Here is a 24,070-nt window from a genome sequence, read left to right on the forward strand (position 1 = left end):
TACCGGGCACCGCCCATCCGGCCGGGCGGCGGTGAAGGTCGCTGTTTCAGGTCGGGAAGTGCGGTCAGGCTCCACTTTTCGGCATGGAACAGCGATCTTCGCGGAAGGGCCGCGGCGGTCGGGATGAGATCGTGCGCGGTCGGGGTGTCGTAGAGTGCGACTGTTCCGAACGACGGAGGGTGGTCCTGCGCGATGGCGGGCGAGCAGCCGGCGTACCGGCGGGTGGCGGATCGGTTGCGCGAACTCATCCTGAGCGGCGAGCTGGCCGAAGGCGCCCGACTGCCCTCGCTGCGCGAGATCGCCTCGCGGTACGGCGTGGCCACGAGCATCGCCACCCGGGCGCTGGACGTCCTGCGCACCGACGGCCTGGTGGTGTCGCGGCCCGGTGCGGGCACGTACGTCCGGCGGTTCACGCGCATCGTGCGCAAATCGCCGGGGCGGCTGGCCCACGACCGGTGGGGTGCGGGCGCTGCGATCCAGGATCACGACACCGGCCCTCGTGCACGCACCGTGGACGTGGTTGTCGGCGACGTCCCGGCGCCGGGGTTCGTGGCCGATGCGCTGGGCGTCGAGCCTGCCGCCGCGGTCCTGTCCCGGTCGCGCCGGTTCGTCGTCGAGGAGCGCGCCGTGCAGCTCGCCACGTCGTACCTGCCCGTCGAGCTGACGCGGGGCACGAGGATCGAGCACACCGACGCGGGGGAGGGCGGCATCTACGCCCGCCTGGCCGAGCAGGGAGTCGGCCCGACCCGCTTCACCGAACGCGTCATCGGACGCAGCCCGCTGCCAGAGGAGGCGGCGGCGCTCGGCCTCACCGCCGACGGCGCCCGGGTCCTCGAGATCACCCGGTTCGCCTACGCGGGCGATCGGTGTGTCGAGGTGAACCGCATGGTCCTCGACTCGGATGCCTACGAGCTGTCCTACTCGTTTCCCGCCTGAGGGACTGTTCCGAACAGTTGTTGATTGTTTGGAACAGTTGTGGTTGGCTCGATGCGGCAACGTCCACAAAGGAGGCGAGTCGCATGGATCACTTCGTCGCCGACCGGGAGTTCGGGCTTTACGCCGAGGCACAGGCGGCATACGGACGTCACCTGCTCAAACTGCACCGCCGCGACGGCACCGGCTGCTGCCGCGGCTGCGGCCGGGCGCATCCCTGTGACGAGCGGGTCCACGCCGGGCGGCTGCTCGCACATTTTGCGCACTGGAGTATTGACAGCGTCTGACCTGCGCTGACGGTGGGCGCCGATCGGGCTGCGAGGCGCATCGCTACTGGTCGGAGGGCCGGTAAGGGGCGAAACGCCGCTGGCCCCTCCAACTTCCTGCTGGCCCCTCCCACAGCGGGTTATTCGCGCTGTGATGGATCTGCTCGTGCGGGTGGACGACTCCCATGGCCCGCAGCGAGCCGCCGGGGCGGCGCGCCTTCTCCCATGGCTCGCGCCGCCCCGGTGCCATGCCCGCGTACACCCCTGGAGGGCTCATATGGAGCTGCCGCAGATCGACTGGGAGAACCCGCCGCTCGACCCGCCGGAGCAGGTGGCGCAGCCGCTGATGTGGCGGCTGGCCGCGCGGCTGCTGCACGACCACGTGCCGGGTGCGGGGTTCCGGCCGCCGGTGCACCGCTGCAAGGTGTGCGACCTGCCGTGGCCCTGCCCGGCCCGGCGGTATGCCGAGCGCGGTCTGCTCGCCGCCTGCCGCCACCCGGTGACCGGGCGCGGATCGGTCGCCTTCGCGGACTGGTTCCTCACCCACGAGGAGCCGTGGTGAGGGGCGGACGTGACCGCTGGGGCCGGTGAGCATGATCACGTGGAGTGGACGCACCACGAACTGGGACGGAGCGGCTGGGAAGGCGGATCGGACATTAGAGTCGGCAGGGTGACGTTGCGTGCCCCATCGACCATGCCGGGACCTCGCCCGACCGTGCGCGAGCTGCTCAGCTCGGGGGAGCCGACGTTCTCGTTCGAGTTCTTCCCGCCCAAGACCGCCGACGGCGAGCGCCTGCTGTGGCAGGCGATCCGGGAGCTGGAGTCGCTGCAGCCGTCCTTCGTCTCCATCACGTACGGCGCGGGCGGCAGCACCCGGGACACGACGGTGCAGCTCACCGAGCGGATCGCGACGGAGACCACGCTGTTGCCGCTGGGGCACCTGACCGCGGTGAACCACTCGGTCGCCGAGCTGCGGCACGTCATCGGGCACTACTCGGACGCGGGCGTGCGCAACATGCTGGCGCTGCGCGGCGACCCGCCGGGTGACCCGCAGGCGGAGTGGGTGGCGCATCCGCGCGGTCTGCACTACGCCGAGGACCTGGTGCGGCTGCTGAAGGAGAGCGGCGACTACTGCGTGGGCGTGGCCGCGTTCCCGGAGAAGCATCCGCGCTCGCCCGACTTCGCCTCGGACGTGCACCACTTCGTGCGCAAGTGCCGCGCGGGCGCGGACTACGCCATCACGCAGTTCTTCTTCGACTGGCAGGACTGGGCCCGGCTGCGCGACGCGACGGCCGCCACGGGCTGCGACGCGCCGATCATCCCGGGCATCATGCCGGTCACCAACGTCAGCCAGATCGAGCGGATGGCGCAGCTGTCCGGGGCGGCGTTCCCGGCGGACCTGGCCGAGCGGCTGCGCGCGGTCGCCGACGATCCGCGGGCGGTGCGGGCGATCGGCGTCGAGGTGGCCACCGAGCTGTGCGCGAAGCTGCTGGCCGAGGGCGCACCCGGCCTGCACTTCATCACGTTGAACCGGTCGACGGCCACCCGCGAGGTGTGGCAGCGGCTGCGGGTGGGCGCGCCGGTGTAGCTCCCACCCGGGTGGCCTGCCCGAGCAGGCGGACCGGGAGTGGAGCATGACGGCACCGACGACACCGACCTCGACGCCGACGGCGACGGCGCGGATGAGCTGGGACGGCTACGTCGCCGGCTGGTCGCACTCGCACGACGGCTACGACCCGCGCCATGCCGGGCCGCTGCTGCGTAAGTGGCTGCGGGGTGCGTTCCGCGTCGGCGGCGTCCTGGCGCGGCTGGGGGCGCAGCCGGCGTACGCGATGGCGGTGGCCGCGGCCTGCGCGGTGCTGGTGCCGGTGTGCGCGGTCCGGGGTGGCGCGTGGCCGGCCCTGGCGGCGCTGGTCCTGCTGCTCGGGCTCGCCGCGGACACGGTCGGGCAGACGCTCGCGGTGCTGCTGGAGCGGACCACCCGGCTCGGCTCGTTCTACCGTTGCCTGCTCGACCGGGCGAGCGAGGTGTGCTGGCTGGTGGCGCTGGCCGGGGTCGGCGCGCAGCGGACGCTGCTGCTGGCCTGCGGTGCGATGGTGTGGCTGCACGAGTACATCCGGGCGCGGGCCGGTGCGGTCGGTCTGCGGGCGGCGGGCTCGGCGACGATCGGCGACCGGCCCACCCGCGCCTGGCTGACGGTGCTGGCGCTGCTGCTGGCCGCGATCGCGACCGCCCAGGTCGGCGCCGACCTCGCCGCCGGCGTGGTGACGATGGTGCTGGTCCTGTGGTTCTCCCTGGCCGTCCTGGGCCTCGGCCAGCTCCTCGGTGTCGTCCGCAAGGTCCTCACCTGACCGCCGTCCGTCGCGCTTCTTCTTGATCATCGGACTTGCCAGGCAGATGGGCGTATCTTGAGCGCGCATTCGCCCATGTGCCAGGCAAGTCGGACGATCAAGGCCCGCGCGGGGCGCCGCCATCGCGTGAAGGGTCGGTGCGGCGGGTGATCAAGCCCGCGTCGGGTCGACGGTCGGGCGTCCCTGCCGGGGGTCAGTGGGTCAGGGGGAGGGGGCGGCCGAGGACGGCGAAGGGGCGGGGGTCGCCGGGGAACAGCAGGTGGCGGGAGACGTCGGCGAAGCCGGTGCGCCGGTAGAGGCGCCAGGCCCGGGAGGCCTGCTCGTCGGCCTCGGGCGTGGACAGCAGCGTGGTCGCCGCCGGGGTCATCGCCAGCAGCGCCCGCAGCTGCGCCTCGCCCAGCCCGTGCCCCTGGGCGGAGGGGCGCACGTGCAGCTCCACGATCTCGAAGCAGTCGGTCAGCCAGCGCTGCCGCGCGGCCGGGTCGAGCACCGCGCTGACCTGGTCGTGCCACCACTGGCCGGGTTCGGAGTGGTAGCCGTACGCGAAGCCGAGCAGGTGGCCCGCGGTGCTCACGCTGGCGACCGCCCGGAAGTGCGGCCGCTGCAGGTGGGTGGTGATGTAGCCGCGCCGCACGGCCAGTGCCTGAGGCTGGTACGACATCGCCTCGCCGAACACGGTCAGCACGTCGTCCATCCGCCGGGCGAGATCGTCCGGCGTCCAGGGCACCAGCCTCATGCGACCTCCGCCGGCGTCGCCGAGGTGACCCGCAGCAGCTCCGGATAGGTGATCGGGAAGACCGCCTGGGGCACCCCGCCCGCGGCCCAGATCTGGTCGTACGCGGCCAGCGCGACGTCGATCAGCGTGCGCACCGGCTTGGGGTGGCCGAGCGGGGCGACCCCGCCGATGACCTGGCCGGTGTGCTGGCGGACGAAGTCGGGCGTGGCCCGGCGCAGCTTCGCCACGCCCAGGTCGGCGGCGACCTTGGCGGTGTCCACCCGGTGCCCGCCGGAGGTCAGCACCAGCAGCGGTTCGCCGTCGACCTCGAAGATCAGCGAGTTGGCGATCTGTGCGGGCTCGACGCCGAGCGCGGCGGCGGCAGCGGCGGCGGTGTGCACGCCGTCGTCCAGGACGATCACCCGGCAGCCGGTGCCGGTGTGGTCACGGGCGTCGGCGGCGTCGAGCGCGTGCTGGACGGCGATCACGTTCGGGTGCGACAACATCCTCGGTCCATGTCCTGGTGGCGGGCGGTCGGTCAGCGGGTCACGCGCAGCCGGTCGCGTTCGGGTGCGACGGCATGGGTCTCATTCTGCCCCAGCGGCACCGGCTCGATCGTCGCCGCCACGGGCACCCGGGCGGTCTCGGCCAGCGCCACGCCGGTCAGCAGCAGCGCGCCGCCCGCGAGCTGGGCGGTGTTGAGCAGCTCGCCGAGGGTGAGCCAGGCCACGACGGCGGCGAGCACCGGCTCGATCATGCCGAGGATGCCGACGCTGGTGGCGGGCAGGTGCCGCAGCGAGCCGGCGATCAGCAGGTACGGCACGATGGTGCCGAGGAGCAGCAGGTAGGCGACCAGCAGCCAGCGCGGCGTGCCGCCGGCGGTGTGCCCGGCCAGCGCGGACCAGTCCGGCGCGGCGCCGCCGAGCAGCCGGAACAGCAGCCCGGCCACGGCCGACACGCCGAACGCCCAGCCGGTCAGCGAGACGGTGTCCCGGTCGGCCACGCCCTGCGCGCCGAGCACGAAGTACGCGGCGAGCAGCACGGCGGCGCCGATCGCGGCCAGCACGCCGAGGCCGTTCAGGCTCGGCGCGCCCCACACCTCGGCGACGCAGGCCAGGCCCGCCAGGCACAGCAGCAGCCCGGCCCACAGCCGGGGGCGCACCTGCCGGTGCTGGCCGAAGCGGGCCCACAGCGCCACGAACAGCGGAGCGGTGTACTCGAACAGCAGCGCCACGCCGACCGGCAGCCGGGCGATGGCCACGAAGTAGAGCATCGGCACGAGCAGGAAGCCGGTCAGGCCGTACGCGACGAGCAGCGGCAGCTGGCGGGCGGTGACGGTGAAGCGGCGCAGGCCGGGGCGCAGCAGGGCGCCCAGCGCGAGCAGGCCGGCGCAGGCGCCCACGGCCCGCAGGGTGGTCAGGTCGGGCGCGCTGACCCCGGCGCGCAGGATCAGCTTGGAGACGGTGCCGTTGACGGCGAACAGCAGGCTGGCGAGCGCGACCATGACGATGCCCAAAGCGGGCCGGGGACGGAACGGCACCGTTCGAGGCTACTCGGTGTCATGTGTGACGCTCCATTCGGTCCTTACTCGGCGGGTCAGGGTTTACAACCGGGTTTTTTCGAACTAACGTTCTACTCGTTGTTCGGACAAGTGTTCGATCATCGTTCGGGGGGAGCGGTTCGCGACGCGAACCCCGGGTCGTTGTTCGCGACATCGGCCCAGGTCACCGGAGATTCGCGGCTCCGGGCGACCACCAGGCGGGAGCCGCTCGCTGCCCATCGACCCCCGGGCAGCGGGTGGCCGCCCGACCGGCGAGCCGGTCCGGGTGTGGCGTGGGGAAGCTCCACGCCCGGCCGGCGAGCGCTACACCACGTTCTTCCTCCGTGGCTCGTGAAAGTGGGTCGCCCACCTGTCGTACGGGTAGGCGATGGTCATGAGGTCCGACCGGCGACGGCCGGACGAGGAGGGAGCCGCCGACATGAACGCCACGACGAAGGTGCCGGCCCATCTGCTGCCGCACCGCACCCCGATCGAGCTGATCGTCCTCGCCCGGCGCGGGCTGGCCGAGGCCCGCGACACCGGCGGCCCCGGCCAGCGCTACGCCACCGCCCACCTCGCCGCCCTGCGCGCGGCCGCCGCCGTGATCGCCGCACGGGCCCTGCCCGCCCCGGCCCGCCGCAAGCAGATCACCAGCGTCTGGGTGCTGCTGTCCATGGTCGCCCCCGAGATGAGCGCCTGGTCGGCTCTGTTCTCCTCCGGCGCGGCGAAGCGGTCCGCCGCCGAGGCCGGCATCGCCCGCGTCACCGCCGAAGAGGCCGACGCGCTCCTGCTGCAGGCCGGTTACTTCGTCGACCAGGTGCAGGAGGCGCTGGACCTCGCGATCCAGCCCGCGCTCGCAGGGTGACGGCCCGGGCCGGCGGGGGCCGGTCCGGTGACCGTGCCACGAGCGGAGACCGGAACCGACCTCGCCGGGCGGCCCGCCTGAGGCACCGAAGCCGCCCGACAGGCGGGCCTGGACAGAGCAGGCACAGACAGCAGTTCACGTACGACACGGGGGGATGAGCGCCATGACGGGGCTGAAAGCGGCCCGGTCAATGGAGTTGCAGCACGCGGTGCGGCGAGCCAGCGACCTCACCGAAGAGCAGGCCGGCCTGGGCGCCGACCGGATGCTGCCGGTCCTGCCCGAGCTACGTGAACTCCTTCCCGGACGCGGTCTGCGCCGCGGCAGCACCGTCGCCGTGGCGCCCTCCGGCGCGCCGGGCTGCGGCGGGGCCACCTCGCTGCTGCTGGCGCTGCTGGCGGCCGCCTCGTCGGAGGGCTCCTGGTGCGCGGTGGTCGGCATGCCGACCCTGGGCATGGCCGCCGCCGCCGAGATGGGCATCGCCCTGGCCCGGCTGGCCCTGGTGCCGCACCCCGGGCCGCAGTGGACGACCGTGACCGGCGCGCTGCTCGACGGGTTCGACGTGGTGGTGGCCGCGCCGACCGGGCCGGTCGCGGCGGCCGTGCGCCAGCAGCTGGCAGCCCGCGCCCGCCAGCGGGGCAGCGTGCTCGTGCCGTTCGGGGACTGGGACGGCGCCGACGTCGTGCTCTCCCCGGTCGAGGGCGCCTGGCTCGGCCTGGGCCGGGGGCACGGCCGGCTGCGCTGCCGCGAGCTGAGCATCACCGCCCGCGGCCGGGGCGCCGCCGCCCGCCCCCGCCGGGTCACCGTATGGCTGCCCGCCCCGTCCGGCCCGGTCGGCGTGCCCGAGCCGGCCGCCGTCTCGCCGCCCGGCCCGACGCCGCACCACGCGGGCCAGGCCCGTGCCCACCTGCGGGTGGTGCGTTGACGAGCGACGCCGCCCAGCGCACCATGCTCGTCTGGTGTCCGGACTGGCCGGTCATCGCCGCCGACCTGATGGACGGGGTGCCCGCGCACCGGCCCGTCGCGGTGCTGCACGCCAACCGGGTGATCGCCTCCTCCGCCGCGGCCCGCGCCGAGGGCGTGCGTCGCGGCCTGCGCAAACGGGAGGCGCAGAGCCGGTGCCCGCAGGTGATCGTCGTCGAGCACGACCCCGTGCGCGACGTACGCGCCTTCGAGCCCGTGCTCGCCGCGGTCGAGGAGATCGCCGCCTCGGTGGCGGTGCTGCGCGCGGGCGTCTGCGCGTTCGCCGCCCGCGGCCCCGCCCGCTACTTCGGCGGCGAGGAGGCGGCCGCCGAGCGCATCGTCGAGCAGGTCGCGCAGGAGTGCGGGGTGGAGGCGCAGCTCGGCGTCGCCGACGGCGCCTTCGCCGCGCTGCTGGCCGCCCGGGCCGGCCGGATCGTCGCCCCCGGGCAGACCGCCTCCTTCCTGGCCGCGATGCCGGTCAGCACGCTGGACCGGCCGCAGCTGACGAGCCTGCTGCGCCGGCTCGGCGTACACACCCTGGGTTCTTTCGCGGCGCTGCCGCCCAGTGACGTGCTGGCCCGGTTCGGGCTCGACGCGGCGCTCGCGCAGCGGCTGGCCGCGGGGCGCGACGACCGGCCGCTCGCGGTCCGGCAGGCCCCGCCCGAGCTGGAGGTCGAGGAGCGCTACGAAGAGCCCGTCGACCGGGTCGACACCGCCGCCTTCGCCGCCCGCGCGCTGGCCGAGCAGCTGCACCAACGGCTCGCCGCGCACGGCATGGCGGCCACCCGGCTGGCCATCGGCGCGGTCACCGCCGACGGCCGCGAGCTGCACCGGGTATGGCGCCACGACGGGGTGCTCACCGCGCACGCCATCGCCGACCGCACCCGCTGGCAGCTGGAGGGCTGGATCACCCAGCGCCGGATGGCCGCCGGGATCATCGCGCTGCGGCTGGTCCCCGACGGGCTGGTGCGGCAGGCGGGCCTGCAGGCCGGGCTGTGGGGCGACGTCGGCGCCGAGCGCGACCGCGCGCACCGGGCCCTGCACCGGGTGCAGGGCATCCTCGGGCCCGAGGCGGTGCTGACCGCGGTGCTCGGCGGCGGCCGCGACCCCGGCGAGCAGGCCACCCTGGTGCCGTGGGGCGACGAACGGGTGCCGGTGCGCCCCGACGGCCCGTGGCCGGGCCGGCTGCCCCCGCCCGCGCCCGCCGTGGTGCTGGTCGAGCCGCAGCCCGCGCGCCTGCTCGCCGCCGACGGCGAGGAGGTCCGGATCAGCGCCCGCCTGGAACTGAACGCCACTCCCGCGTACCTGGTGTCCGACGGCAGGCAGGTCGAGGTCACCGGCTGGGCCGGCCCCTGGCCCGTCGACGAGCAGTGGTGGGACCACCGCCGCGCCCACCGCGCCGCCCGCCTGCAGGTCCTGCTCGCCACCGGCCGCGCCGTCCTGCTCACCCTCGCCGAAGGCCGCTGGTCCATCACCCTCCACTTCGACTGACGGGAGACCCGACCCGAGGGCGGGGGTGAGCTGGGGTTTAGTACAGTTGTTCGAGTGGGGTTCGATAGTCAGCAGCAGCTGCCCTGGGGGGAGCTGGAGCGGCGGATGCGGGGCGGCCGGGTGGTCGATCCGCTGGCGCTGGCCGACGGGGGCGACGCGCCGGGGTTCTCCCGGAAGCGGGAGCCGTATCGGGCCGAGCGGATCGAGCGGCCGCGGGAGGCGGTGCCGTACGCGGAGCTGCACTGCCATACCAACTTCAGCTTCCTGGACGGGGCCAGTGATCCGGAGGAGCTGGTCGCCGAGGCGGTGCGGCTGGGGCTGGAGGCGCTGGCGGTCACCGACCACGACGGGTTCTACGGGGTGGTGCGGTTCGCCGAGGCGGCGCGCGAGCACGGGCTGCCGACGGTGTTCGGGGCCGAGCTGAACCTGGCGGGGCTGCCGCGCGGCGGGGGCGCGCCGGACCCCGCGGGCACCCACCTGCTGCTGCTGGCGCGGGGGCCGCAGGGGTACGCGAACCTGGCCCGCACCCTGTCCGAGGCGCACCTGGCGGGCGGCGAGAAGGGCCGCCCGAAGTATGAGCTGGAGCAGATCGCCGCCACCGTCCGGGACAGCGCGGTGGTGCTGACCGGGTGCCGCAAGGGCGCCGTGCCGCGGGCGCTGCTCACCGAGGGCGTGGCCGCGGCGGCCCGGGAGCTGGACCGGCTGAGCAGCCTGTTCGGGGCGGAGAACGTGGTCGTGGAGCTGATCGACCACGCCGACCCGTACGACGCCGACCGCAACGACGCGCTGTGCGAGCTCGCGGCGCGGGCGGGGCTGCGCACGGTGGCCACCAACAACGTGCACTACCACCAGCCGGCGCGGCGGCGGCTGGCCACGGTGACCGCGGCGGTGCGGGCCCGGACCAGCCTCGACCAGATCGACGGGCACCTGCCCGCGGCGGCCACGGCGCACCTGCGCTCGGGCGCGGAGATGGCGGCCCGGTTCGCGGCGATGCCGCACCCGCTGGCCCGGGGCGCGGTGGCGTACGCCGCCGAGCTGGGCCGGGAGCTGGCCTTCGACCTGCGGCTGGTGGCGCCGAAGCTGCCGCCGTTCACCGATCCCGAGGGCAACCGGGTGGACGAGGTGGCGTTCCTGCGGGCGCGCACCTACGAGGGGGCGGCGCAGCGCTACGGGCCGCCCGAGGCGTACCCGGAGGCGTACGAGCGCATCGAGCACGAGCTGAAGATGATCGAGCAGCTGGAGTTCCCCGGCTACTTCCTGGTGGTCTGGGACATCGTCCGGTTCTGCCGGGAGGTGGACATCTACTGCCAGGGGCGGGGGTCGGCGGCGAACTCGGCGGTCTGCTACGCGCTGCGGATCACCAACGTGGACCCGGTCGGCGGCGAGGGCGGGCTGCTGTTCGAGCGGTTCCTGGCCCCCGAGCGCGACGGCCCGCCCGACATCGACGTCGACATCGAGTCCGACCGGCGCGAGGAGGTCATCCAGTACGTCTACCGGCGCTACGACCGGCAGCACACCGCGCAGGTCGCCAACGTCATCTCGTACCGGCCGCGCTCGGCGGTGCGCGACGTGGCCCGCGCCTTCGGCTTCTCGGCCGGGCAGCAGGACGCCTGGAGCAAGCAGATCGACCGCTGGCACGGGGTGTCGGCCAAGGACGTCGACGGCATCCCCGAGCACGTGCTGGAGTACGCCAACGAGCTGCTGTCCGCCCCGCGGCACCTGGGCATCCACTCCGGCGGCATGGTCATCTGCGACCGCCCGGTGATCGAGGTGTGCCCGGTGGAGTGGGCGCGCATGCCGGGCCGCACCGTGCTGCAGTGGGACAAGGACGACTGCGCCGCGATCGACCTGGTCAAGTTCGACCTGCTGGGGCTGGGCATGCTGTCGGCGCTGCACTACGCCTTCGACTTCCTCGGCCAGGAGCTGGACCTCGGCGACCTCAAACCCGACGACCCCGAGGTGTACGAGATGCTCTGCCGCGCCGACACGGTCGGGGTGTTCCAGGTGGAGAGCCGGGCGCAGATGTCGACGCTGCCCCGGCTGCGCCCGGAGCGCTTCTACGACCTGGTGGTGGAGGTGGCGCTGATCCGGCCGGGCCCGATCCAGGGCGGCTCGGTGCACCCGTTCATCCGGCGCAAGAACGGGCTGGAGCCGGTGGACATCCCGCACCCGCGCATGCACAACTCACTGGCCCGGACGCTGGGCGTGCCGCTGTTCCAGGAGCAGATGATGCAGCTGGCCATCGACGTCGCCGACTTCACCCCGGTGGAGGCCGACCAGCTGCGCCGGGCCATGGGTTCCAAACGCTCGATGGAGAAGATGGAGCGGCTGCGCGACCGGCTCTTCGCGGGCATGGCCCGCAACGGCATCGACGGGACGCTGGCCGACGACATCTTCGGCAAGCTGGCCGCGTTCGCCAACTACGGCTTCCCGGAGAGCCACGCGATCAGCTTCGCCTACCTGGTGTACGCCAGCGCCTGGCTCAAGCGCTACCACCCCGCGGCGTTCTGCGCGGCGCTGCTGGGGGCGCAGCCGATGGGCTTCTACTCGCCGCAGTCGCTGGTCGACGACGCCCGCCGGCACGGGGTGCGGGTCAACCGCCCCGACGTCAACGCGAGCATGGTCAAGGCGAACCTGGAGTGGGCGCCGGGGGACCGGTCCGGCAGCGTGCCGGGTGAGCAGCCGTCGCAGTGGGGGCTGGGCGGCCCGACGGTGCGCCTGGGCCTGGACAGCGTGCGCACGCTGGGGGAGGACGTCGCCCGGCGGATCGTGGACGAGCGCGCGTCCGGCCCGTACGCGGACATGACCGATCTCGCCCGGCGCACCGGCCTGACCGCGGGTCAGCTGGAGGCCCTGGCCACCGCGGACGCCTTCGCCTGCTTCGGGCTGGACCGGCGCGCGGCGCTGTGGGCGGCGGGCGCGGCGGCCACCGACACCCCCGACCGGCTGCCCGGCACGGTCGTCGGCGTGCACGCGCCGATGCTGCCCGGGATGGACGACGTGGACCGGCTGGTGGCCGACGTGTGGGCGACCGGGCTGTCCCCGGACGACCATCCGATCCGGATCGTGCGGGAGCGGCTGACCGCGCAGGGCGTGCTGCCGATCTCCCGGCTCACCGGGGTCGAGCACGGGTCGCGGGTGCTGGTCGGCGGGCTGGTCACGCATCGGCAGCGGCCGGCCACCGCGGGCGGGGTGACCTTCCTCAACCTGGAGGACGAGACCGGGATGCTCAACGTGGTCTGCTCGCCGGGGCTGTGGCTGCGCCACCGGACGGTGGCCCGGAGCAGCGCCGCGCTGGTGGTGCGCGGCCGGCTGGAGTCCGCCTCGGGAGTGCGCAACCTGGTCGCCGACCAGCTCACGGCGCTGTCGATAGTGACACCGGTCGCTTCCCGCGACTTCCGTTAGTAGCGCGCTGATTACCGGCAGTCCACGCAGGACATGAGAAAGTCTTGTGTGGACCTGTTCCTGCCGATACCGTTCGCAAGACCCATCACCCCTGGGACGAACGGACATCGGATGCGAAAGTCGCTGCTCGCCGTGTCCAGCTGTGGCCTGCTGCTGGCTGCTCTGGTCACCGCGCTGCCCGCCCAAGCCGCGCTGGCCCCCACCGCCGACTGCCGGGTCGACGCGCCCGCGCCCGCGCTGCTCACCGCGCGAGCGGGCGACGGCACGCCCGCCTACCTGCAGTGGCTCGACACGGCGTCCGTCCGGCAGGCCAACGTCGCGGTCCAGCAGGCCGCGCAGGCCGCGCTGGGCGTTCCGGAGGGCAAGCAGCGCATCGCTACCACGCTGCGCCAGGGGCTGATCGGCAGCGCGATCGACCACAACACCCGGACCGTCACGCTCGTGGTCACCCCCGAGGCGCGCGACCGGGTCGCCGAGGTCGGCGCCCGGATCTCCGCCGTCCCGGCCGCCCGGGACGCGGCCGCCGGCGCGCCGTCGGTCAAGGTCGGCTGCTTCCCGGCCGACCGCCTGATCGCCGCGGACGAGCTGCTCTTCGGCCGGGCCTGGCACCCCGACGCGTCCGCCGCGACGTTCAGCTACTACCTCGACGCCGCCGACTCGCGCTACCGGGTGTCCTTCGACCCCGCCTACCCCGAGGCGGCCCAGGCGCTCCGGGACGCCCTCGGCGAGGTCGCCGAGGTGACCCTCGACGGGGCGATGCGCACCGGCCGGCTCAACGACGGCGAGCCCCACTTCGGCGGTGCCGGGCTGCGCGCCGGCTCCGGGGCGACGAACACCTGCACCAGCGGCTTCGTCGCACGGCGCAACTCCGACGGCCGGATCGGCGGCACGACCGCCGCGCACTGCTTCAGCAACGGCCAGAGCATCTACTCCTCGACCCAGTACTGGGGCGCGGCCTCCGGGGAGAGCGACTACCCGGCGTACGACATGATGTTCGTGAGCGCGTCGGCCGAGAAGTACGACAACAAGATCCACACCGATCCGTGCTGCCCGACGGAGCGCTTCGTCACCGCCAAGCGGAACGCGGTGATCGGCGACTCGGTCTGCCTGAGCGGCATGGTCACCAAGGCCACCTGCGGCATCGCGGTGAACTCCCTGCAGGGCGTGCTGTGCGCCGCCGACGGCTGCACGTACGGGCTGATGCAGGGCAACCGGGGCGGCGACGTCATCGTCAAGCCCGGCGACTCCGGCGGGCCGGTCTACATCCGGTCCGGCACCAGCAACGCCACCGGCCTCGCCATGATCATCGGATGTTCGTCCAGCTCCTGCACGTCCGTGCTGGCCGAGCACATGAGCGTCATCGAGGCCCACCTCGGCCTGACCGTGCTGACCAGCTGAGGCCGGTGCCGCGCGAAGGGAACCGCGGCCGCGGCGGCGGCCTCGAACCGGGGGACACGGTGCGCCGGGCGGGGAGGCGGACCGTGCGATCCAGCGACGCTCCACGCCGCCGCTCGGCGAGACGCGGCGTGAGCCCGACAGAAGTGAGGCGTGACATGCGCAGAACGGGAAGCCGGGCGGCTCTGGCGGCCGCGCTGATGTGCGCGGGGCTGCTCAGCGCCTGTGCCGCACGGGTGCCCGCCGGGGAGGTGCCCGCACTGCCGTCCCCGCCGAGCGGCCCCACCGCCCGCGTGCCGGAGCTGACGAACAAGCACGTCGACCTCGTGGAGAAGGAGTTCCCGGCGGCCGGCCTGGTGGCTCTCATCAGGTACGAGCCCGGCCTGCTGCTGGAGGCCGGCACCGTCGCGGTCACCGATCCGCCGCCCGGCACGATCGCACCGGCGGGCTCGGTCGTCCGCGTCGTCGTGGCGGGCGCGCCGAAGAACCTCGACGACTACATCCGCGGCAACCACGAGGTGTTCCTCGGCGCCGGGCTCAGCTCGGACGGCACGCTCGTGCTCTCGGTGTACCAGAAGGGCGCCGAGGCCGGCGCGGTCATCGAGGGCGCCCGCAAGTACATCACCGCCAAGCAGTACCGGGTCGTCTCGTGCCCCCGGTCCCGGGTCGAGCTGGAGCAGGTCCAGATAGAACTGTCCCGGCGGGAGTTCCTGCCCCGAGCGGGCGAGCTGAAGTTCAGCACCCAGGTGGACCCGGCCTCGTGCGCGCTGCGGCTGTCCGCCGACCTCACCGACGACGAGACCGAGCAGCTCATGAAGCGGTTCGAGGGCGCACTGGTGATCGAGCGGGGTTCCGGCGCGGGCTACGGAGTGCGCACGTGAGCCCGGTCTGCCGATAGGCTCGGCGGCGTGGAGCGAACAGTGGCGCATGCCCGCATCGCGGGTCCTCGAACGGCCGTGATCTGGTCCGTGCTGCGCGGCGAGCTGGCCGGGCAGGACGGCCGCCCGCTCAGCGTGGTCGACGTCGGCGGCGGCACCGGCGGGTTCGCCGTGCCGCTGGCCGAGGCCGGGCACACCGTGACCGTCGTCGACCCGAGCCCGGACGCGCTCGCCTCGCTGCTGCGCCGGGCCACCGACGCCGGGGTGGCCGACCGCGTGCACGCCCTGCAGGGCGACGCCGACTCGCTCGGCGACCTGGTCCCACCCGCCGGCGCGGACCTGGTGCTCTGCCACGCCGTGCTGGAGGTGGTCGACGACCCGGCCGCCGTCGCGCAGGCCCTGCACGACGCGCTGCGCCCGGGTGGCGCCGCCAGCGTCCTGGTCGCCAACCGGGCCGCGGCGGTGCTCTCACGCGCCGTCGCCGGCCAGTGGAAGGCCGCCACCGACCTGCTGGGCGACCCGGCGGCCCGCACGGCCGGGCGGGACACCGCACGCCGGCGCTTCGACCTGGACTCCGCCGAGGACCTGCTGTCCGCGGCCGGGCTGCGCGTCGAGCAGGCGCACGGCGTGCGCGTGGTGGCCGACCTGGTGCCCGGGGTGGTCGCCGACGCCGACCCGGAGTCGCTGCTCGCCTTCGAGCTGGCCGCCGCCGGGCTGCCGCCGTACCGCGACGTCGCCACGCAACTCCACCTGCTGGCCCGCCGCCGGGGGCCCGCCGCCCACTGACCGCGGGCAGGGCCCGCCGACGCCCCGCCCACCCCGCGAGCGGGGGCCACGCTCCCGGCGCCCGCGACCGACCTGAGCCGGGGCTCATGCCCCGGCGCTCCCGCCCACCGGGCCGGGGCCGAGCTGTCGGCGCCGCGCCCACCGACTGCCACCGGGAGGCACCTGTGTTCGTCGCACCCGACTACGCGCGGGGCACCCTCGCCGACGTGCTGCCCGGGGCGCTGACCGCGCTCGGCCTGCCGGACGGCGGCGACCGGCTCGGCCTGGCCGCCCACCTCGACGGCGTACGCCGCATCGCGGTGCTGCTGGTCGACGGCATGGGCTGGCACCAGCTGCCCGCCATGGCCGAGGTCGGGCCGACGATCGCGGCCACCCTGCGCGGCGGGCTCGGCAAGGCGCTGCGCACCACCTGCGGCTTCCCCTCCACCACGCCGACCAGCCTGATCAGCCTGGCCACCGGGGCGCTGCCGGGCGCGCACGGCGTGCTCGCCTTCAACACGATCGTGCCGGGCACCGGCCGCGTGCTCAACCACACCCAGTGGGCCGACGACCCGCCGCCGCAGCTGTGGTCGCCGGTGCCGCCACGCTACGCCGCCGCGACCGCCGCCGGGATCGAGACCGCCGTGGTCAACCGCCCCGAGTACGCGGGCAGCGGCCTCACCGTGGCGACCACCGCGGGCGCCCGTTACCTGCCCGCCGTGGACGCCGAAGAGCTGGCCGCCGGCATGCTCGGCGCGCTCAAGGAGGCCGCCGCGCCCGCGCTGGTGTACGGCTACCACCCGCGCCTGGACAAGGCCGGGCACGAGCACGGGCTGACCTCGGCGCAGTGGGCGCAGGCCGCGGCGGAGGTAGACGCGCTGCTGGCCACGCTGGTGAGCGGCCTGCCCGAGGACGCCGCGCTGCTGGTCACCGCCGACCACGGGCAGCTGGACGTGCCGTTCGACCGCCGGGTCGACGTGCACGCCGATCCGGCGCTCGCGGCCGGGGTGCGCATCGTCACCGGCGAGCCCCGGGTGCGTTACCTGCACACCGAGCCCGGCGCCGCCGCCGACGTCGCGGCCGCGTGGCAGGAGCTGGCCGGGCACGCCGCCTGGATCGGCACCCGCGACGAGGCGATCGCGACCGGCTGGTACGGCCCCGTCCCGGAGCGCCATGCGGCCCGCATCGGCGACGTGGTGGCGGTCTGCCGGGACAACTGGGCGGTGCTGGCCACCGCCACCGACCCGCCGTCGGTCGCCCGGCTGGTGGCGATGCACGGCTCCCTCACCGAAGCCGAGATGCGCATCCCGCTGCTCATCTACCGCCCCTGACGCGGCTCGCCGGCTCGCCGCCGCGCCCGTTTCGCATAGACGTTGGCCTATCTGGATGAAGTCGATCTCGATTTCGTCATCCAGATAGGCCAACGTCGATCGAAGGCGGGCGCGGCGGCGAGCGCAGCGGTGGGCGGCGGGGCGGGCGGCGGGGCGGGGCGAGGCGGGTGCGGAAGGGTGTCTTACCTGGGCGGTACCGTCGTCGCGTGGGACGTGCGTCGGGTGGGGGTGTGCCGAAGGGCTTCGGGCCGGACGGTGACGACTCCGGCTGCCCGTTCCTGCACATCGACATGGACGCCTTCTTCGCCTCGGTGGAGGTGCGCCGGCGCCCCGAGCTGCGCGGACTGCCCGTGGTCGTGGGCGGCACGGGCGGGCGCGGCGTGGTCTCCTCGGCCAGCTACGAGGCGCGGGCGTACGGCGTGCGCAGCGCCATGCCCACCGCGATGGCGCGGGCGCGCTGCCCGCAGGCGGTCTTCATCCCGCCGGACATGGAGGCCTACGCGCAGGCCTCGCGGGCGGTGATGGCCGTGTTCCGCGACATCACGCCGCTGGTCGAGCCGCTGTCGGTGGACGAGGCGTTCCTCGACGTGTCGGGCAGCCGGCGCCTGTTCGGCCGGCCGGCCGAGATCGCCGCGCTGATCCGCCGCCGGATCGCCGACGAGCAGCAGCTGACCTGCTCGATCGGCGTCGCGTCGAACAAGTTCCTGGCCAAGCTGGGCTCCACCCGGGCCAAGCCGGACGGGCTGCTGGTGATCCCGGCGGACAAGGCGCTGAAGTTCCTGCACCCGCTGCCGGTGTCGGTGCTGTGGGGGGTGGGCGAGCGCACCGAGGAGGCGCTGCGCCGGCTGGGCCTGCGCACCGTCGCCGATGTCGCCCAGGCGCAGCCGGGCCTGCTGCGCTCGGCGGTGGGCCAGGCCATGGCGGCGCACCTGAGCGAGCTGGCCTGGGGTCGCGACCCGCGGCAGGTCAGCACCGAGCACCAGGAGAAGTCGATCGGGGCCGAGGTCACCTTCGACACCGACCTGGGTGATCCGGAGCACCTGCGGCGGGCGCTGCTGGCGCTGGCGCAGAAGGTCGCCGCGCGGGCGCGCGCCTCGGCGCAGGCGGGCCGCACCGTGTCGATCAAGGTGCGGTTCGCGGACTTCCGGACGATCTCCCGCTCCCGGACGCTGCCCGGGCCGACCGACGTGGCGCACGAGATCCTCACCACTGCCTGGGAGCTGTTCGAGGCGGTGCGCGCCCAGCAGCGGATCCGGCTGGTGGGGGTGCGGCTGGAGGGGCTGCAGGCGGCCGAGGGGGCGGTGCGCCAGCTCGCGCTCGGGGAGGTCGAGGACGGCTGGCGGGAGGCCGAGGTGGCGTCCGACGCGGTCATCGCCCGGTTCGGTCGGGGGGCCGTCCGTCCGGCCAGTCTGCTGGGTACGACCCGTCGTTCTTCCGCCACGGCCCGGCAGCTACCGCAAAATCCCGCTCCGGGCATGGTCGTCCCGCTTTCCGACCCGCCCGTGCCCTCGTAGACTGACGGGTAGCAGTCGTCCGGCTGCAACACGTATTCACGGTTTGGCGATCTTCAACTGGGGAATCCGCGCCCTGTCGCACCCTAGTGAAGCCGCCCGACCTGGCGGACCGGGGAGGAGAGCCGTGCCGCTATCCGAGCACGAGCAGAGGCTGTTCGAGCAGATCGAGCGGTCGCTGTCCGAAGACCCGAAGTTCGCTTCGGCCGTCCGCCACAGCGACCCGAAGTTCCATGCCCGCCGGCGGATCATCATCTCCGCCGTGCTGATCCTCGCCGGCCTCGGCCTGGTGGTGTACGGCGTTGCCGACAGCTCCAAGCTGTGGCTCGGTGTGGTCGGGTTCGTGCTGATGCTCGGCGCGGCGGCGTTCTGGATGCTCGCGCACAAGCGCAGCCAGACCGCCGAGCTGCGTTCCGTGGGGGGCACCGCCACCCGGCGGACCCGCCGGGGCAACGGCGGGATCATCGACCGGCTGGAGAACCGCTGGAACCAGCGCGGCGAGTTCGACCGCTGACCGACCGGCGCCGGCGGGTGGGTGCCGGCTCCTGACCGAAACAAAGCGGGCCGCGTCGAGGAACTCCTCGACGCGGCCCGCTTCATGTCCCGCGGGCGCCGTCAGCGCAGCAGCCGCCGGGGGCGCAGCGGCCGCAGCACGCGCATCACCGCGCCGCTCACGGCCGCCGTCCGGGCCGACATCGCGGTGAGCGCGGCGTACCCGGCGTTGCGCCAGCGCAGCAGCACCGACGGCGGCATCAGCACGGCGCCCAGGCGCACCCGCCGGCCGGCCTCGGCGGCGATGGCCCGGCGCACCGACCGCACCGCGGCGGTGAGCCGCTCCGCCGCCAGCGGCACCGGGGCGTAGCGGGCCCGCTCCTCCGCCATGCCGAGCAGGCGCGCCTGCTCCGCGGCGTCGGATCCCGGCAGCGAGGTGCCGATCAGCCGCTCCACGGTGGCCCGCGGCGTCTCCGCCGGGTCCACCACCAGCCGGTAGTCGACCATCGTGTCGATGAGCTCGTCCCAGGCCGCATGCGCCTGCCGCCGTGCCCCGTCGGCGTCGCCGGAGACGGTCATCACCAGGTCGGGTGCGGCGGGCCGCACCTGGGCCAGGTCACCGTCGGCGCGGGCGGGCGCGGTCCGCACGCCGCGGCGGCGGCGCAGCGACATCCGGCGCAGCGCCGGGGCCACCAGCAGCGCCACCAGCACCACTCCGCCGCCGACCGCCCACCAGAACCAGGTCGGCAGCTTCTCCTCCAGCACGGGGATGCCTGCCGCGCCCGCGTCCGGGTCGGTCGGATCCCGGTCCGGGCCGCCCTCGCCGTTCGGGCCGGCGGTCGAGCCGGGGCTGAGCGAGGGCTGCGGGCCGCCGGGGGTCTCCTCCGGCGCGTCCACGTTCGGCGCCCACGCCGTCGGCACCGAGCCGAGCACGTAGGTGGACGGGGTGGCGTCGAACGGCACCCAGCCGAACCCGGGGAAGTACACCTCGGTCCAGGCGTGCAGGTTGCGGTTGGTCAGCGTGCGCACCCCGTTGGACGGCGCGCCGCCGAGGGTGAACCCGAACGCCACCCGGGCCGGGATCTCCGCGGTGCGCACCATCCAGGCCAGCGCCGCGGCGTACTGCTCGCAGAAGCCGCGCTTGCCGTCCAGGAAGTCGACGATGGCCTGCCCGCTGGTGCCCGCCGGGGTCGCCACGTCGTAGGCGAACCCGTTCTTGGCGGAGAAGTAGTCGTAGAGCGCGCGGACCCGGTCGTAGTCGTTGTCCTTGCCCTCGATCAGGCGGTCCACCAGCTCCTTCACCTGCGGCACCGCGGGCACGCTGCGGTACGTGCGGTGCACCGCGTCGGTGTCGTCCAGCGACGGGGCACCGCGCAGCCGGTCGGGCGAGAACTCCGCCCGCACGTAGTCGAACTCGTAGGAGCGGTTGGCCGAGTCGGCCCGCTCCGAGTAGACGAGCTGCCGGCTCGGGTCGTAGCCCCACGCCGCGTCGAGACCGCGGATCGACTTCGGGGCGGCGTACACCGGCAGCAGCGGCATGCGGAAGTCCTTGGTGATCTCGACACGGGCGCTGGCCCGGGTCGACTTCACCGCGCCCAGGTCCAGCCCGACCGGGTCGGGCAGGTCGTCGCCGACCGGCTGGCCCACCGGCACCTGGCTGGTGAACCCGTCGCCGCTGACCGCGTCGGCGACCCCGAAGCGCATGTAGAACGGGTTGGGGTCGCTGGTGGTGACCTTCACCATGTCCTGCACGCCGGCCTGCTTGAGCCGGCCGCTCAGCTCGGCGAACAGGTCCACCCGGCCGCTGCCGCGGTTGCCCTTGCCGGCTTGGCCGAGGCCCTGGCCGGTGCCGAGCTCGCCGAGGAAGCCCGCGCTCATGGCCGGCACCGCCAGCGGCAGCGCCACCGCGATCAGCACGCCGACCACGGCCAGCCGCCGCCCGGCCGCCGCCAGCGGCGACGGCTCCCACACGTCGACGCCCCGGCCCTCGCCGGTGAACCGGCGGCCGAAGCGGCGTACGCGATCGACGTTGTCGCTGACCAGCAGCCACAGGAAGCCGATCGCCCCGATGACGAACGGGATCGGCGAGATCGAGTCGAGGTAGACCGCGACCGGCACCGAGTAGATGGCGAGCATCGGCAGGCCGGCCAGGGCCGGCCGGCGCAGCCCCACCGCGCACAGGTCGACGAGCACCGCGACCGAGCCCATGCCCAGCGCGCTGATGAACAGCAGCCCCTCCAGGTCGGGCACCGGCACGTAGCTCTTCTGGACCTCCTCGCCGGCCAGCGCGAACAGCTGCCCGAAGTGCGCGAACGTGTCCGGCGTCGGGAGCAGGCCGAGGATGCCGGTGCCGTCGCCGTAGAGCCAGGTCAGCCCGACCAGCAGGGCGGCGAGCATGGCCAGCAGCTGCGCCCATAGCCGCCCGCGCAGCGACCGGGCGCCCAGCGCCGCCCCGCACACCAGGGCGATCATGAGACCGCCCTCGAACAGCCAGGTCCAGCCGGAGAAGATGGCCGAGATCGGGGCCGAGGCCAGCAGCGTCGCGCCGCCCGCGACCAGGCCCAGATGGCGTCGTGCGTTCATCGGCCGCCTCCCATGGTGACGGTCTCGGCCATCGCCGCGCGGACCGCGAAGCCCTGCTGGCCGCGGGCCGCCTGCGGCCACAGCGTCGGCAGCTGGTCACCGTGCTTGACCTTGACCACGCGCCAGCCGCCGTGCAGCAGCGCGAGCGCCGCGGCCGCGTGGTCGTTCGCGGCCGCCTCGCGGGCCGGCGCGGGCAGGTTCAGCCAGGTGCTGGCGTCGAGGAAGAACGCGATGCAGGTGGTGCCGCTGCTGCGCAGGGCCGACAGCAGCCGCGCCTCCTCGGGCGTGAGCAGGCCCAGCACCGCGATGACCAGGCCGCCGTCGGCGCGGCGGCGTACGTGCTCGACCAGGCTGCCGACGTCGCCGCGCGGGGTGGCCTTCACCTCGGCCAGGTGGTCGAGCAGCATGCCGTCGCCGGTGCCCTCGTTGGCGTCGATGTCGGCGCCCGCGTCGGTGACCAGGCGCAGCCGGTAGCCGGCCTGGCGCAGGTGCACCGCAATGCTGGCGGAGGCGGACACGGCCCACTCGAAGCTGGCCGTCGGGCCCTCGCCCCGGTGCGCGCCCAGCCGGGTGTCGAGCAGGACCGTGGCCCGGCTCTCCCAGGGCTGCTCCTCGCGGCGCACCATCAGCTCGCCGACGCGGGCGGTGGAGCGCCAGTGCACCCGGCGCAGGTCGTCGCCGCGCCGGTACTCCCGGGTCGCCGCGTCGTCCTCGCCGTGCACGGCGACCGAGCGGGCCCGGCTGTCGCCGGTGCCGGAGTACTCCCCGGCCAGGCGCACCAGCTGCAGCGCGGTCACGTTCGGGATGACGGTGAGCTTGTCCGAGCTGGGGAACGAGCGGGTCAGCTCGCACAGCCCGAACGGGTCGGTCATCCGCAGCGTCAGCGGGCCCACCTCGTAGCGGCCGCGCAGCTCGGCACGCACCGTGTACGCCACCGAGCTGGCCTGCTGCGCGCCGAGCCGTTCCAGCACCAGCCGGGGCCGGCTGCCCAGCGCGTACGGCAGCCGGTCCTCCAGCAGCAGGGTGCCGGTGGGCAGGCGGGACATGTTCTGCAGCCGCAGCAGCACGCGCGCGCTGCCGCCGGCCTGCACCCGGTACGGGTCGAGGCTGCGCGAGCAGGCGAGCTTGTAGCGCGCCCGGCCGACGTAGAGCGCGGCCATCAGCGGCAGCGCCACCAGCAGCACCGCCACCCGCATCAGGTCCGTCTCGCCGAGAGCGAGCGCGCACAGCAGCGCGGCCGTCCCGGCGGCGAGGAACGAGCGGCCACGGGTGGTGAGCCCGCGCAGCGCCTCACGCATCGGTCAGCCCCGCCGGTCGTAGAAGGAGTTGGGCGGGGTGGCCGGGCGGGTGTCGTAGGGGGAGCGCCCGCGGTCGTGCGGCACCGGCAGGCGGTGCACCAGCTCGGACAGGATCGCGTCGGTGGTGCGCCGGGCCAGCTGCGCGTCGGCGGTGGGGATGACGCGGTGCGCGAGCACCGGCACGGCCAGCGTCTGCAGGTCGTCCGGGACGACGTAGTCGCGGCCGTCCAGCGCGGCGACCGCCTTGGCGGTGCGCAGCAGCTGCAGGGTGGACCGGGGGGACGCGCCCAGGCGCAGCTCGGGGGCCTCGCGGGTGGCGGTCACCAGCTCCACGGCGTAGCGCTTGACCGCGTCGGCGACGTGCACGCTGCGCACGGTGGCGATCAGCCGGCGCACCGTGCCGCCGTCGACGACCGAGGTGAGGTCCTCCAGCGGGTCGTGCGCCTGGTAGCCGTCGAGCATGGCGAACTCGGCCGTGGCGTCCGGGTAGCCCATCGCGATGCGGGCGGTGAACCGGTCGCGCTGCGCCTCGGGCAGCGGGTAGGTGCCCTCCATCTCGATCGGGTTCTGCGTCGCGATCACCATGAAGGGCACCTCCATGGCGTACGTGACGCCGTCCACGGTGACCTGGTGCTCCTCCATGCACTCGAGCAGCGCCGACTGGGTCTTCGGCGAGGCCCGGTTGATCTCGTCGCCGACGACCAGGTTGGCGAAGACCGCGCCCGGCTTGAACTCGAAGTCGCGCGTCTCCTGGTTGTACACGCTCACGCCGGTGACGTCGCTGGGCAGCAGGTCGGGGGTGAACTGGATGCGTCGCACGGAGCAGTCGATGGACCGCGCCAGCGCCTTGGCCAGCTTGGTCTTGCCGACGCCGGGGACGTCCTCGATCAGCAGGTGGCCCTCGGCCAGCAGCACCGCCAGGGCGAGCCGCACGGTGGCGGTCTTGCCCTCGATCACCTGCTCGATGTTGGCCACGATGGCGTTCGTCGTGGCACGGAACTCGTCGACCGTCATGGGGTCGGTGAGTTCGCCCCCACTGCGTTGCGTGGTCACATGTCCTCCTGAATATCGCAACTGCGAGGGCTGGCGGCCCCCGTGGGACGTGGGCGTCGTGGTGCGCTCACCGGGCCTCCTGTGGTTCGATCACCCGCGCCCCGACAGAACGCTGTGTGCGGTCGGGGCGGTTGCCTTACTGAGCAACCACCGATCGGGAGGTCCGAAAGGGCACACCCTGTCCGCAGTGTTCCGCACTGTCGCCGTCTACGGCAATGGCGGTATGCGAGATGCAGGG

The 24,070-nt window shown here is 74.3% G+C and carries 21 protein-coding genes; 15 read left to right on the top strand and 6 right to left on the bottom strand.

Features of this window, described 5'->3' with window-relative positions:
* The first annotated feature begins 192 nt into the window (after positions 1–192).
* From AB0J67_RS09405 to AB0J67_RS09425, 5 genes are all read left to right on the top strand, one after another.
* The gene (locus tag AB0J67_RS09405) at positions 193–936 is read left to right on the top strand and encodes a GntR family transcriptional regulator (protein ID WP_363478604.1); all 744 of its coding nucleotides are present in this window, start codon (positions 193–195) and stop codon (positions 934–936) included.
* An 83-nt stretch (positions 937–1,019) separates the two neighbouring features.
* Positions 1,020–1,220 (top strand): hypothetical protein, encoded by a 201-nt coding sequence (locus tag AB0J67_RS09410; RefSeq protein ID WP_363478607.1) that lies wholly within the window; start codon positions 1,020–1,022, stop codon positions 1,218–1,220.
* Positions 1,221–1,476: 256 nt separating this feature from the next.
* On the top strand, positions 1,477–1,761 hold the full coding sequence (locus tag AB0J67_RS09415; RefSeq protein ID WP_363478610.1) for a hypothetical protein: 285 nt from the start codon (positions 1,477–1,479) through the stop codon (positions 1,759–1,761).
* A 108-nt stretch (positions 1,762–1,869) separates the two neighbouring features.
* The gene (metF, locus tag AB0J67_RS09420; RefSeq protein ID WP_363478613.1) at positions 1,870–2,787 is read left to right on the top strand and encodes a methylenetetrahydrofolate reductase [NAD(P)H]; all 918 of its coding nucleotides are present in this window, start codon (positions 1,870–1,872) and stop codon (positions 2,785–2,787) included.
* A 46-nt stretch (positions 2,788–2,833) separates the two neighbouring features.
* Positions 2,834–3,550, top strand: a complete 717-nt coding sequence (locus tag AB0J67_RS09425; protein ID WP_363478616.1) for a CDP-alcohol phosphatidyltransferase family protein — start codon at positions 2,834–2,836, stop codon at positions 3,548–3,550.
* Positions 3,551–3,743: 193 nt separating this feature from the next.
* On the opposite strand, the gene AB0J67_RS09430 is transcribed toward AB0J67_RS09425, so the two are convergent.
* The 3 genes from AB0J67_RS09430 to AB0J67_RS09440 are packed head-to-tail and all read right to left on the bottom strand — an operon-like array spanning position 3,744 to position 5,805.
* Positions 3,744–4,286, bottom strand: a complete 543-nt coding sequence (locus AB0J67_RS09430; RefSeq protein ID WP_363478619.1) for a GNAT family N-acetyltransferase — start codon at positions 4,284–4,286, stop codon at positions 3,744–3,746.
* The gene (locus AB0J67_RS09435; RefSeq protein WP_363478622.1) at positions 4,283–4,771 is read right to left on the bottom strand and encodes a YbaK/EbsC family protein; all 489 of its coding nucleotides are present in this window, start codon (positions 4,769–4,771) and stop codon (positions 4,283–4,285) included. Before AB0J67_RS09435 ends, AB0J67_RS09430 begins: the two co-directional genes overlap by 4 nt.
* A 32-nt stretch (positions 4,772–4,803) precedes the next feature.
* Positions 4,804–5,805: an EamA family transporter gene (locus tag AB0J67_RS09440; RefSeq protein WP_363478625.1), complete on the bottom strand. Its 1,002-nt coding sequence runs from the start codon at positions 5,803–5,805 to the stop codon at positions 4,804–4,806.
* A 439-nt stretch (positions 5,806–6,244) separates the two neighbouring features.
* Between AB0J67_RS09440 and AB0J67_RS09445 the strand changes: the two genes are divergently transcribed.
* The 10 genes from AB0J67_RS09445 to AB0J67_RS09490 all read left to right on the top strand — a co-directional run bounded on the left by AB0J67_RS09445 (position 6,245) and on the right by AB0J67_RS09490 (position 18,920).
* Positions 6,245–6,670 (top strand): SAV_6107 family HEPN domain-containing protein, encoded by a 426-nt coding sequence (locus AB0J67_RS09445; RefSeq protein WP_363478628.1) that lies wholly within the window; start codon positions 6,245–6,247, stop codon positions 6,668–6,670.
* 163 nt (positions 6,671–6,833) lie between these two features.
* Positions 6,834–7,592, top strand: a complete 759-nt coding sequence (locus AB0J67_RS09450) for a hypothetical protein (RefSeq protein ID WP_363478631.1) — start codon at positions 6,834–6,836, stop codon at positions 7,590–7,592.
* A 23-nt stretch (positions 7,593–7,615) separates the two neighbouring features.
* Positions 7,616–9,121, top strand: a complete 1,506-nt coding sequence (locus tag AB0J67_RS09455) for a DNA polymerase Y family protein (RefSeq protein WP_363478689.1) — start codon at positions 7,616–7,618, stop codon at positions 9,119–9,121.
* A gap of 105 nt (positions 9,122–9,226) precedes the next feature.
* A complete protein-coding gene (locus AB0J67_RS09460; protein WP_363478691.1) occupies positions 9,227–12,526 on the top strand; it encodes an error-prone DNA polymerase in 3,300 nt (1,099 codons plus the stop codon).
* 111 nt (positions 12,527–12,637) lie between these two features.
* Positions 12,638–13,924 carry a hypothetical protein gene (locus AB0J67_RS09465; RefSeq protein ID WP_363478634.1) on the top strand — a complete coding sequence of 429 codons (1,287 nt, stop codon included), beginning with the start codon at positions 12,638–12,640 and terminating at the stop codon, positions 13,922–13,924.
* 155 nt (positions 13,925–14,079) lie between these two features.
* On the top strand, positions 14,080–14,802 hold the full coding sequence (locus tag AB0J67_RS09470) for a PASTA domain-containing protein (RefSeq protein ID WP_363478637.1): 723 nt from the start codon (positions 14,080–14,082) through the stop codon (positions 14,800–14,802).
* A gap of 27 nt (positions 14,803–14,829) precedes the next feature.
* Positions 14,830–15,585 (top strand): methyltransferase domain-containing protein, encoded by a 756-nt coding sequence (locus AB0J67_RS09475; protein WP_363478640.1) that lies wholly within the window; start codon positions 14,830–14,832, stop codon positions 15,583–15,585.
* A 164-nt stretch (positions 15,586–15,749) separates the two neighbouring features.
* Positions 15,750–16,895, top strand: coding sequence for a nucleotide pyrophosphatase/phosphodiesterase family protein (locus AB0J67_RS09480; RefSeq protein ID WP_363478643.1), 1,146 nt, complete (start codon positions 15,750–15,752; stop codon positions 16,893–16,895).
* A gap of 206 nt (positions 16,896–17,101) precedes the next feature.
* On the top strand, positions 17,102–18,409 hold the full coding sequence (locus tag AB0J67_RS09485; protein ID WP_363478646.1) for a DNA polymerase IV: 1,308 nt from the start codon (positions 17,102–17,104) through the stop codon (positions 18,407–18,409).
* Positions 18,410–18,533: 124 nt separating this feature from the next.
* Positions 18,534–18,920, top strand: a complete 387-nt coding sequence (locus AB0J67_RS09490) for a DUF3040 domain-containing protein (protein WP_363478649.1) — start codon at positions 18,534–18,536, stop codon at positions 18,918–18,920.
* Between the two features lie 101 nt (positions 18,921–19,021).
* On the opposite strand, the gene AB0J67_RS09495 is transcribed toward AB0J67_RS09490, so the two are convergent.
* Genes AB0J67_RS09495 through AB0J67_RS09505 form a run of 3 tightly spaced genes read right to left on the bottom strand, consistent with a single transcriptional unit; the run spans position 19,022 to position 23,793 of the window.
* A complete protein-coding gene (locus AB0J67_RS09495; RefSeq protein ID WP_363478652.1) occupies positions 19,022–21,481 on the bottom strand; it encodes a DUF3488 and transglutaminase-like domain-containing protein in 2,460 nt (819 codons plus the stop codon).
* Positions 21,478–22,779, bottom strand: coding sequence for a DUF58 domain-containing protein (locus AB0J67_RS09500; RefSeq protein WP_363478654.1), 1,302 nt, complete (start codon positions 22,777–22,779; stop codon positions 21,478–21,480). Before AB0J67_RS09500 ends, AB0J67_RS09495 begins: the two co-directional genes overlap by 4 nt.
* Positions 22,780–22,782: 3 nt before the next feature.
* Positions 22,783–23,793, bottom strand: a complete 1,011-nt coding sequence (locus AB0J67_RS09505) for a MoxR family ATPase (protein ID WP_363478694.1) — start codon at positions 23,791–23,793, stop codon at positions 22,783–22,785.
* Positions 23,794–24,070: the final 277 nt, after the last annotated feature.

It is taken from the genome of Catellatospora sp. NPDC049609, assembly GCF_040675365.1.
In the GTDB taxonomy this organism is placed as follows: domain Bacteria; phylum Actinomycetota; class Actinomycetes; order Mycobacteriales; family Micromonosporaceae; genus Catellatospora.